The organism is Streptomyces sp. NPDC058525 (genome assembly GCF_042719495.1).
GTDB lineage: Bacteria > Actinomycetota > Actinomycetes > Streptomycetales > Streptomycetaceae > Streptomyces.
Genome location: NZ_JBHXNP010000021.1, coordinates 87,708 through 98,031 on the forward strand (window position 1 = coordinate 87,708; position 10,324 = coordinate 98,031).

9 protein-coding genes are annotated in these 10,324 nt (G+C 68.8%); 7 read left to right on the forward strand and 2 right to left on the reverse strand.

The window, feature by feature from the left end:
* Positions 1-93 precede the first annotated feature (93 nt).
* The 4 genes from ACFWP3_RS13430 to ACFWP3_RS13445 are packed head-to-tail and all read left to right on the forward strand — an operon-like array spanning position 94 to position 4,951.
* Positions 94-2,325, forward strand: a complete 2,232-nt coding sequence (locus ACFWP3_RS13430; protein ID WP_384219831.1) for a polyribonucleotide nucleotidyltransferase — start codon at positions 94-96, stop codon at positions 2,323-2,325.
* Positions 2,322-3,701: a M16 family metallopeptidase gene (locus ACFWP3_RS13435; protein ID WP_384219808.1), complete on the forward strand. Its 1,380-nt coding sequence runs from the start codon at positions 2,322-2,324 to the stop codon at positions 3,699-3,701. The genes ACFWP3_RS13430 and ACFWP3_RS13435 overlap by 4 nt, the downstream gene beginning before the upstream one ends.
* 29 nt (positions 3,702-3,730) lie before the next feature.
* Positions 3,731-4,483, forward strand: coding sequence for a 4-hydroxy-tetrahydrodipicolinate reductase (gene dapB / locus ACFWP3_RS13440; protein ID WP_384219810.1), 753 nt, complete (start codon positions 3,731-3,733; stop codon positions 4,481-4,483).
* Between the two features lie 15 nt (positions 4,484-4,498).
* A complete protein-coding gene (locus ACFWP3_RS13445) occupies positions 4,499-4,951 on the forward strand; it encodes a hypothetical protein (protein ID WP_384219813.1) in 453 nt (150 codons plus the stop codon).
* A gap of 36 nt (positions 4,952-4,987) precedes the next feature.
* Here the strand turns inward: ACFWP3_RS13445 and ACFWP3_RS13450 are convergent, their stop codons facing one another.
* Positions 4,988-5,548 carry a PH domain-containing protein gene (locus ACFWP3_RS13450; RefSeq protein ID WP_384219815.1) on the reverse strand — a complete coding sequence of 187 codons (561 nt, stop codon included), beginning with the start codon at positions 5,546-5,548 and terminating at the stop codon, positions 4,988-4,990.
* Positions 5,549-5,596: 48 nt separating this feature from the next.
* Positions 5,597-5,836 (reverse strand): hypothetical protein, encoded by a 240-nt coding sequence (locus tag ACFWP3_RS13455; RefSeq protein ID WP_384219817.1) that lies wholly within the window; start codon positions 5,834-5,836, stop codon positions 5,597-5,599.
* Positions 5,837-6,073: 237 nt separating this feature from the next.
* Between ACFWP3_RS13455 and thyX the strand changes: the two genes are divergently transcribed.
* The 3 genes from thyX to ACFWP3_RS13470 all read left to right on the forward strand — a co-directional run bounded on the left by thyX (position 6,074) and on the right by ACFWP3_RS13470 (position 9,715).
* Positions 6,074-6,814 carry an FAD-dependent thymidylate synthase gene (gene thyX, locus ACFWP3_RS13460; protein ID WP_384219820.1) on the forward strand — a complete coding sequence of 247 codons (741 nt, stop codon included), beginning with the start codon at positions 6,074-6,076 and terminating at the stop codon, positions 6,812-6,814.
* Between the two features lie 201 nt (positions 6,815-7,015).
* Complete coding sequence (gene dapA, locus ACFWP3_RS13465) at positions 7,016-7,915, forward strand: 4-hydroxy-tetrahydrodipicolinate synthase (RefSeq protein WP_384219821.1); 900 nt, start codon at positions 7,016-7,018, stop codon at positions 7,913-7,915.
* Positions 7,916-8,029: 114 nt separating this feature from the next.
* Positions 8,030-9,715, forward strand: coding sequence for a ribonuclease J (locus tag ACFWP3_RS13470; protein WP_384219824.1), 1,686 nt, complete (start codon positions 8,030-8,032; stop codon positions 9,713-9,715).
* Positions 9,716-10,324: the final 609 nt, after the last annotated feature.

The window sequence follows — 10,324 nt, forward strand, 5'->3', positions numbered from 1 at the left end:
TCGAAGACCGGCCCGCACCCAAGGCGCGCTTCTCCGCACCGTCCACCGCCACACGGGCGGCGGACGGAGACGACGAAAATGGAGAAAACGCTAGTGGAGAACGAGACCCACTACGCCGAGGCCGTCATTGACAACGGTTCCTTCGGCACCCGCACCATCCGCTTCGAGACGGGCCGTCTGGCCCGCCAGGCCGCCGGCTCCGCCGTTGCCTACCTGGACGACGACACGATGGTGCTTTCCGCCACCACCGCGTCGAAGAAGCCCAAAGACCAGCTCGACTTCTTCCCCCTGACGGTGGACGTCGAGGAGCGGCAGTACGCGGCCGGCAAGATCCCCGGCTCCTTCTTCCGCCGCGAGGGCCGGCCCTCCGAGGACGCGATCCTCACCTGCCGCCTGATCGACCGCCCGCTGCGCCCGTCCTTCAAGAAGGGCCTGCGCAACGAGATCCAGGTCGTCGCCACCGTCATGGCGCTCAACCCGGACCACCTGTACGACGTCATCGCGATCAACGCCGCGTCCGCGTCCACCCAGCTGGCCGGCCTGCCCTTCTCCGGCCCGATCGGCGGCGTCCGCGTCGCGCTGATCCGCGGCCAGTGGGTGGCGTTCCCGACGCACACCGAGCTCGAGGACGCCGTCTTCGACATGGTCGTCGCGGGCCGCACCCTCGAGGACGGCGACGTCGCGATCATGATGGTCGAGGCCGAGGCCACCGAGAAGACCATCGCCCTCGTCAAGGGCGGCGCCGAGGCGCCGACCGAGGAGATCGTCGCCGCGGGTCTCGACGCCGCGAAGCCGTTCATCAAGGTCCTCTGCAAGGCCCAGTCGGACCTGGCCGCCAAGGCCGCCAAGCCCGAGGGCGAGTTCCCGGTCTTCCTGGACTACCAGGACGACGTGTACGAGGCCCTCGCGGCCGCCGTCAAGGGCGACCTCTCCCAGGCGCTGACCATCGCGGGCAAGCAGGACCGCGAGGCCGAGCTGGACCGCGTCAAGGAGATCGCCGCCGAGAAGCTCCTCCCGGCCTTCGAGGGCCGCGAGAAGGAGATCTCCGCCGCCTACCGCAGCCTGACCAAGGCCCTGGTGCGCGAGCGCGTCATCAAGGACAAGGTCCGCATCGACGGCCGCGGGATCACGGACATCCGTACCCTCGCCGCCGAGGTCGAGGCCATCCCGCGCGTGCACGGCTCGGCGCTGTTCGAGCGTGGCGAGACCCAGATCCTGGGCGTCACCACCCTCAACATGCTCCGCATGGAGCAGCAGCTGGACACCCTCTCCCCGGTGACCCGCAAGCGCTACATGCACAACTACAACTTCCCGCCGTACTCCGTCGGTGAGACCGGCCGCGTGGGCTCGCCCAAGCGCCGCGAGATCGGCCACGGCGCGCTCGCCGAGCGCGCCATCGTGCCGGTCCTCCCGACCCGCGAGGAGTTCCCGTACGCGATCCGCCAGGTGTCCGAGGCCCTCGGCTCCAACGGTTCGACGTCCATGGGCTCGGTCTGCGCCTCCACCATGTCGCTGCTGAACGCCGGTGTGCCCCTCAAGGCCCCCGTCGCCGGCATCGCCATGGGCCTGATCTCCCAGGAGATCGACGGCAAGACGCACTACGTCGCCCTCACCGACATCCTCGGTGCGGAGGACGCCTTCGGCGACATGGACTTCAAGGTCGCCGGCACCAAGGAGTTCGTCACCGCCCTCCAGCTCGACACCAAGCTGGACGGCATCCCGGCCTCCGTCCTGGCCGCGGCCCTCAAGCAGGCCCGCGACGCCCGCCTCCACATCCTCGACGTGATGATGGAAGCGATCGACACGCCGGACGAGATGTCCCCGAACGCCCCGCGGATCATCACCGTCAAGATCCCGGTGGACAAGATCGGTGAGGTCATCGGCCCCAAGGGCAAGATGATCAACCAGATCCAGGAGGACACCGGCGCCGAGATCACGATCGAGGACGACGGCACCATCTACATCGGTGCCGCCGACGGCCCGGCCGCCGAGGCCGCCCGCGCCACGATCAACGGCATCGCCAACCCGACCATGCCGGAGGTCGGCGAGCGCTACCTGGGTACGGTCGTCAAGACCACCACCTTCGGTGCCTTCGTCTCCCTGCTCCCGGGCAAGGACGGCCTGCTGCACATCTCGCAGATCCGCAAGCTCGCCGGTGGCAAGCGCGTGGAGAACGTCGAGGACGTGCTCGGTGTCGGCACCAAGGTCCAGGTGGAGATCGCCGAGATCGACCAGCGCGGCAAGCTCTCCCTGATCCCCGTGATCGACGGCGAATCCGCAGGTGACGCCGACAATGACGCTGACAAGGACGACTCCGACAAGTGATGTCGCGTAGTTCCCGTGTGACGGCCCGCCCCTCTTCGGAGGGGCGGGCCGTCGCCCGTACCCAAACCCTTCTCAAGGGGCAGAACGGCATCGGCACCGTCCGGCGCACCGTCCTGCCCGGCGGACTGCGCATCGTCACCGAGACGCTGCCCTCCGTCCGCTCCGCCACCTTCGGCATCTGGGCGCACGTCGGCTCCCGTGACGAGACGCCCACGCTGAACGGCGCCACGCACTACCTGGAGCACCTCCTCTTCAAGGGCACCGCCAAGCGCAGCGCCCTCGACATCTCCTCCGCGATCGACGCGGTCGGCGGCGAGATGAACGCCTTCACGGCGAAGGAGTACACCTGCTACTACGCCCGGGTGCTCGACACCGACCTGCCGCTGGCCATCGACGTGGTCTGCGACATGCTCACCGGCTCGCTGATCCGCGAGGAGGACGTCGACGCCGAGCGCGGGGTCATCCTCGAAGAGATCGCGATGACCGAGGACGACCCGGGCGACATGGTCCACGACCTGTTCGCGCAGACCATGTACGGGGACACCCCCCTGGGCCGGCCCGTCCTCGGCACCGTCGACACGATCAACGCCCTGGGCGCCGACCGGATCCGCCGCTTCTACAAGAAGCACTACGACCCGACCCACCTCGTGGTGGCCGCCGCCGGCAACGTCGACCACAACAAGGTCGTACGCCAGGTCCGCGCGGCCTTCGAGAAGGCCGGCGCGCTGACCCGCACCGACGCCGAGCCGATCGGCCCGCGCTCCGGCACCCGGCGCATCCGCGCCACCGGCCACGTCGAGCTGGTCAACCGCAAGACCGAGCAGGCCCACGTGGTCCTCGGCATGCCCGGCCTGGCCCGCACCGACGAGCGCCGCTGGGCGCTGGGCGTGCTGAACACCGCGCTGGGCGGCGGCATGTCCTCCCGCCTCTTCCAGGAGGTCCGGGAGAAGCGCGGCCTGGCCTACAGCGTGTACTCGTACACCTCGGGCTTCGCCGACACCGGCCTCTTCGGGGTCTACGCGGGCTGCCGCCCCAACCAGGTCCACGATGTGCTCCGGATCTGCCGCGACGAGCTCGACAAGGTCGCCACCGACGGACTGACCGACGAGGAGATCAAGCGGGCCATCGGCCAGCTCTCCGGGTCGACCGTCCTCGGACTGGAGGACACCGGCGCGATCATGAACCGCATCGGCAAGAGCGAGCTGTGCTGGGGCGACCAGATGTCGGTCGACGACATGCTGGCCCGGATCGCCTCCGTGACCCCGGACGACGTCCGCTCGGTCGCACAGGATGTACTGGCCCAGCGGCCCTCGCTCGCGGCGATCGGCCCGCTGAAGGAGAAGCAGGCGGCCCGGCTCCACGAAGCGGTCGCCTAGTCCCGTACGCACGTAAGGAAGCAAGCAACATGAGCAAGCTGCGCGTGGCAGTCCTCGGCGCCCAGGGCCGCATCGGCTCCGAAGCGGTCAAGGCGGTCGAGGCCGCCGACGACATGGAGCTGGTGGCCGCCCTCGGCCGCGGCGACAAGCTGGAGACGCTGGCCGACGCCGGCGCCCAGGTCGCCGTCGAGCTGACCACCCCGGCCTCGGTGATGGAGAACCTGGACTTCCTCATCCGCCACGGCATCCACGGCGTGGTCGGCACCACCGGATGGACCGAGGACCGCCTCGCCCAGCTGAACACCTGGCTCGCGGGCTCCCCGCGGACCGGTGTGCTCATCGCGCCGAACTTCTCCATCGGCGCCGTCCTCACCATGAAGTTCGCCGCCCAGGCCGCCCGCTACTTCGAATCCGTCGAGGTCATCGAGCTGCACCACCCGAACAAGGTCGACGCCCCGTCGGGCACCGCGACCCGCACGGCGCAGCTCATCGCGGCCGCCCGCGCCGAGGCCGGCCTCGGCGCCCAGCCCGACGCCACCTCCACCGCACTCGACGGCGCCCGCGGCGCGGACGTCTCGGGCGTCCCGGTGCACGCCGTCCGCCTGCGCGGCCTGCTGGCCCACCAAGAGGTGCTGCTCGGCGGCGAGGGCGAGACCCTCACCATCCGTCACGACTCCCTGCACCACAGCAGCTTCATGCCGGGCATCCTGCTCGGCGCGCGCCGCGTGACGCAGACCCCGGGCCTCACCTTCGGCCTGGAACACTTCCTCGACCTCGGCTGATCCGGTAGTCCTCCCATGCGCGCGAAGATCACGTACTTCCTCACCGCGGCCGTCCTGGTCGTCTACTTCGTCCTGGTCGGCAGCCGGGGCCTGATGCTGATCCGGCAGGGCACCTGGCTCACCGTCACCTTCGGCGTCGCCGTGCTGATCCTGCCGGTCATCGGCGTGTGGTTCCTCTGGAAGAACACCCAGTTCGTCACCAGGGCCAACCAGCTCGCGACCGAGCTCGAAGCCGAGGGCGGACTGCCCGTGGACGAGCTGGAGCGGGACCAGTACGGCCGGATCCTGCGGGACTCCGCGGACGAGGTCTTCGCGCGCCGCAAGGCCGAGACCGAGGACGCGCCGGGGGACTGGCGCAGCTGGTTCCGGCTCGCCGTCGCCTACCACGACGCCCGCGACACCCCGCGGGCGCGCAAGGCCATGCAGCGGGCCATCGCCCTGCACGACAAGAAGCCCGTACAGGTCTGACACCTGTACGGGCTCCCGTGCGCGCGCGGCGCCGGATCAGGCGGGCACGGGCCGGTACTCGTCGGCCCAGGCACCGAGCGTGTCGGCGGCCCGGTCGAAGGCCTCGGCCCGCGACAGGAAATCGGCGTTGTGGTCGGTCAGCAGCACCGGCAGCTCCGCACCGTCGCGCGTGGCCACGGTCAGCGCCTGGCCCTGCACGGTCCGCGGCAGGCCGAGCCAGCGCACCGGCTGCTGCACCGTGCGCAGTTCGGTGATCTCGCCCCACGCGATCGAGCGGGTCCCGAGGAAGCCCACCCGGCGCAGCCCCGCACGGCTCACCCAGACGCCCGCGCGCAGCAGCCGCAGCGCCGAGCCGATGACCACGAGGGCGGCCACGAGGCAGACCGCGGCCCCGCCCCAGGCACCGGCGAAGGCGACGATCATCGTCGAGAGCAGCATGAACGCCGACAGCAGGAGCAGCAGCGCGGCGATGCCCACCCGCCAGGGACCGGGCCGGTAGGGACGCCGCCAGCGGTCGTGGTCGGCAAGGGCCGACGCCTCGTCGCCGTCGTCGTCCGCCTCGGACACACCGTCGGCCGTCAGGAAGGGCAGGGGCACGGCTGGACCTCACTCACATGCACGTTCGGTTGGGCTGTGACCGTGAGGCTACCGCCCCTGGGAAGCCTCCGACTGCTGCGACTTCTCCGGGGCCTTGCTCGGCTGCAGTGCGGGTATGCCGAAGACCAGCGAGCCGGCCAGCCCGGCAACCACGGTCAGCCCGACCAGACTACGTGCGGCGAGCTGGGTCCTGCTCAGGCGCTCGCGCGGCGGCGGAGTGACGTTGCTGCGGAAGCGGTCGGCCTCGGCGACGAAGGCGAACGGGACGGGTTCGCGCCGGCTGAACATGAGAGCGACTCTCCTCACGGTCGGGGCCCTGGGGCGGTGGTGGCAGGTGGGCGTGGTTCTACTGGGTAGGACGTCCGAACCGCCCAATCGGTGCCCGATTTCGGCATATTCATCAAGTTTTTTGGCGCAGCGTCAGCTCGGCGGCCCGGCAGCCGCCCCGAGTCGGCCTGCACGGCGGGCCGCGGGCGGCGACGTAGAGTGGGCGCGCCCCAGGACGCACGTTTGGAAGGACCCCCGGTGAGCGAGACCGCCGCTTCAGATCTGAAACCCAGCTTCCGCAGTGACGTCACGGTGGAGCTGGTGAAGCACTCCGCCGCCGACTCCGACGTGCTGTGGGCCGCCCGGGTCTCCACCGCCGGCGAGCAGTCCCTCGAAGAGCTGCAGAAGGACCCGGAGCGCTCCAAGGGCCTGATCAATTACCTGATGCGGGACCGCCACGGCAGCCCCTTCGAGCACAACTCGATGACCTACTTCATCAGCGCCCCGATCTTCGTGTTCCGGGAGTTCATGCGGCACCGCGTCGGCTGGTCCTACAACGAGGAATCCGGTCGCTACAGGGAGCTCGAGCCGGTCTTCTACGTTCCGGACGCCGAGCGCAAGCTCGTCCAGGAGGGCCGCCCGGGCAAGTACGTCTTCGTCGAGGGCACCGAGGCGCAGCAGGAGCTGACCGGCCGCGTCATGGAGGACTCGTACCGCCAGGCCTACGAGGCCTACCAGGAGATGCTCGCGGCGGGCGTGGCCCGGGAGGTGGCCCGTTCGGTCCTGCCGGTCGGACTTTTCTCCTCGATGTACGCGACCTGCAACGCCCGCTCGCTCATGCACTTCCTCGGACTGCGCACCCAGCACGAGCTCGCCAAGGTCCCGTCCTTCCCGCAGCGGGAGATCGAGATGGTCGGCGAGAAGATGGAGCAGCACTGGGCCCGGCTCATGCCGCTCACGTACGCGGCCTTCAACGGCAACGGTCGCGTTGCCCCGTAAGGCCCGGTGTACGCATAACGCACACATGTGCGAAGTCAAGTCCTAAGTGTCCGTATTGCGGCGTTTCGTAAAGTTCATCTAGGCTGATCAAACGGACCCGGCACTGCTTGAACCCCCGAGCAGGCAGTGCCGGTGTCCAACACTCGGACCCACGTCCCCCGAGGGGACACTGCGAGCATGGCAGCGAGTAGCGTGTTACCCATGGCTCCGATCTCGACTCCGCAGACCCCCTTCGGGCGGGTCCTCACCGCCATGATCACGCCGTTTACGGCGGATGGCGCACTCGACCTCGACGGCGCGCAGCGGCTCGCCGTCCACCTGGTGGACGCAGGCAACGACGGCCTGATCGTCAACGGCACCACCGGTGAGTCGCCGACCACCACCGACGCGGAGAAAAACGACCTCGTACGAGCCGTCCTCGAAGCCGTCGGAGACCGCGCCCACGTGGTCGCCGGCATCGGTACGAACTACACCCGCCACACCCTGGAGCTCGCCCGCGAGGCCGAGCGCACCGGCGCCCACGGCCTGCTCGCCGTGACCCCTTACTACAGCAAGCCGTCGCAGGAGGGCCTCTACCGGCACTTCACCGCGATCGCCGACGCGACCGGCCTGCCGGTCATGCTCTACGACATCCCGGGCCGCAGCGGTGTTCCGATCGAGACGGAAACCCTCGTCCGGCTGGCCGAGCACCCCCGTATCGTTGCCAACAAGGACGCCAAGGGCGACCTCGGCCGCGCCAGCTGGGCCATCGCGCAGAGCGGCCTGGCCTGGTACTCCGGCGACGACATGCTGAACCTGCCGCTCCTGTCGGTCGGCGCGGTCGGCTTCGTCTCCGTGGTCGGCCACGTGGTCACCCCGGACCTGCGCGCCATGCTGGAGGCCCACCTGGGCGGAGACGTCCAGAAGGCCACCGAGATCCACCAGAAGCTGCTGCCCGTCTTCACCGGTATGTTCCGCACCCAGGGCGTGATGACCACCAAGGGCGCGCTGAACCTGCAGGGCCTGCCCGCGGGCCCGCTGCGGCTCCCGCTGGTCGAGCTGAGCGCCGACGAGACCGCGCAGCTCAAGCGCGATCTCGCCGCCGGCGGGGTACAGCTCTGACAACAGACTTCACAACTGAACAAGCACGACCGAAACAGACAACAGCAAGTGCACGAATGTCATGCGCGCCACGTGCCTTCCGGGGTACGTGGCGCGTGTGGTGAGGAGAGACTTTTGAGCCATCCGCATCCTGAACTCGGTCCGCCGCCGAAGCTGCCCAAGGGCGGCCTGCGGGTCACCCCCCTGGGTGGCCTCGGCGAGATCGGCCGCAACATGACCGTCTTCGAGTTCGACGGCCGTCTGCTGATCGTCGACTGCGGCGTCCTCTTCCCGGAAGAGGAACAGCCGGGCATCGACCTGATCCTGCCGGACTTCTCGTCCATCCGGGATCGCCTCGACGACATCGACGGCATCGTGCTCACGCACGGTCACGAGGACCACATCGGCGCCGTCCCCTACCTCCTCCGGGAGAAGCCGGACATCCCGCTGATCGGCTCCAAGCTGACGCTGGCCCTCATCGAGGCGAAGCTCCAGGAGCACCGCATCCGCCCCTACACCCTCGAGGTGAAGGAAGGCGAGAGCGAGAACCTCGGCCCCTTCGACTGCGAGTTCATCGCCGTCAACCACTCCATCCCCGACGCCCTGGCCGTCGCGATCCGGACCCCCGCGGGCCTGGTCGTGGCCACCGGCGACTTCAAGATGGACCAGCTCCCGCTGGACAACCGCCTCACCGACCTGCACGCCTTCGCGCGTCTGAGCGAGGAGGGCATCGACCTCCTCCTCTCCGACTCGACGAACGCCGAGGTCCCGGGTTTCGTCCCGCCCGAGCGCGACATCTCCAACGCCATCCGCGGAGTGTTCGCCAGCGCCCAGAAGCGGATCATCGTGGCCTCGTTCGCGAGCCACGTGCACCGCATCCAGCAGATCCTGGACGCCGCCCACGAGTACGGCCGCAGGGTCGCCTTCGTCGGCCGGTCCATGGTCCGCAACATGGGCATCGCCCGTGACCTGGGCTACCTCCGGGTCCCGGCCGGTCTCGTGGTCGACGTCAAGACCCTCGACGACCTGCCGGACGACGAGGTCGTGCTGGTCTGCACGGGCTCGCAGGGCGAGCCGATGGCGGCCCTGTCCCGCATGGCCAACCGCGACCACCAGATCCGGATCGTCCCGGGCGACACCGTGATCCTGGCGTCGTCCCTGATTCCGGGCAACGAGAACGCGGTCTACCGCGTGATCAACGGCCTGACCCGCTGGGGCGCCAACGTCGTGCACAAGGGCAACGCCAAGGTGCACGTTTCCGGCCACGCCTCCGCGGGCGAGCTGCTGTACTTCTACAACATCTGCAAGCCGCGGAACCTGATGCCGGTCCACGGCGAATGGCGCCACCTGCGCGCCAACGCCGAGCTCGGTGCCATGACGGGCGTCCCGAAGGACCGCATCGTCATCGCCGAGGACGGCGTGGTCGTCGACCTGATCGACGGCAAGGCCCGGATCTCCGGCAAGGTCCAGGCCGGCTACGTGTACGTGGACGGCCTCTCGGTCGGCGACGTCACCGAGGCCTCGCTCAAGGACCGCAGGATCCTCGGCGACGAGGGCATCATCTCGGTCTACGTGGTGGTCGACAGCACCACGGGCAAGGTCGTCAGCGGCCCGAACATCCAGGCCCGGGGCTCCGGCATCGAGGACTCGGCCTTCGGACCGGTGGTCGCGAAGATCGAGGAGGCCATCGCCAGGGCCGCCGCCGACGGCGTGGCCGAGCCGCACCAGATCCAGCAGCTCATCCGCCGCACGATGGGCAAGTGGGTGTCGGACAGCTACCGCCGCCGCCCGATGATCCTCCCCGTCGTCGTCGAGGTCTGACCCTCGCCGTAGCGACGTCACCGGAGCGGGGCAACCGGATTTGCATCCGGGGGCCCCGCTCCAGTACGTTTACGTCTCCACCCCGCACGGCAACGGGCACACACGTGTGTCCTGCCAACTCATGCGGGCGGGTGGGAATCCAGACCCAGGGAGACCTGATAAAGTCTGCTCCGCCCGAAAGGGAAAGGCCCTCCGAAGGCCATCGGAATTCGAATCCAAGCCGGAAACGGTACGGAATGGATCTGATAGAGTCGGAATCGCCGGAAAGGGAAAGCGCGAAAGCGCAGGACCTGGAAAGCACCGAGGAAGTCGGGCCCGAAAGAGTCTGATAGAGTCGGAAACGCAAGAACAGAACGAAAGCCCGGAGGAAAGCCCGAGAGGGTGAGTACAAAGGAAGCGTCCGTTCCTTGAGAACTCAACAGCGTGCCAAAAATCAACGCCAGAAGTTGATACCCCGTTCCACTTCGGTGGATCGAGGTTCCTTTGAAAAAGACCTGTGAGGCTTCCCTTGTGGAGTGCTTGCAGGCAATTACACAGCGAGGACGCAGTGGACGGTCGGTCTTATTCCGACATGATCGTCCCGCTCTACGTGATGTGTGCACCCGATTA

What these genes read in the sequence shown, in the direction of transcription:
- dapB (WP_384219810.1), top strand. Translation starts at nt 3,731, where the DNA reads ATGAGCAAGCTGCGCGTGGCAGTCCTCGGCGCCCAGGGCCGCATCGGC.
- ACFWP3_RS13445 (WP_384219813.1), top strand. Translation starts at nt 4,499, where the DNA reads ATGCGCGCGAAGATCACGTACTTCCTCACCGCGGCCGTCCTGGTCGTC.
- ACFWP3_RS13455 (WP_384219817.1), bottom strand. Translation starts at nt 5,836, where the DNA reads ATGTTCAGCCGGCGCGAACCCGTCCCGTTCGCCTTCGTCGCCGAGGCC.
- dapA (WP_384219821.1), top strand. Translation starts at nt 7,016, where the DNA reads ATGGCTCCGATCTCGACTCCGCAGACCCCCTTCGGGCGGGTCCTCACC.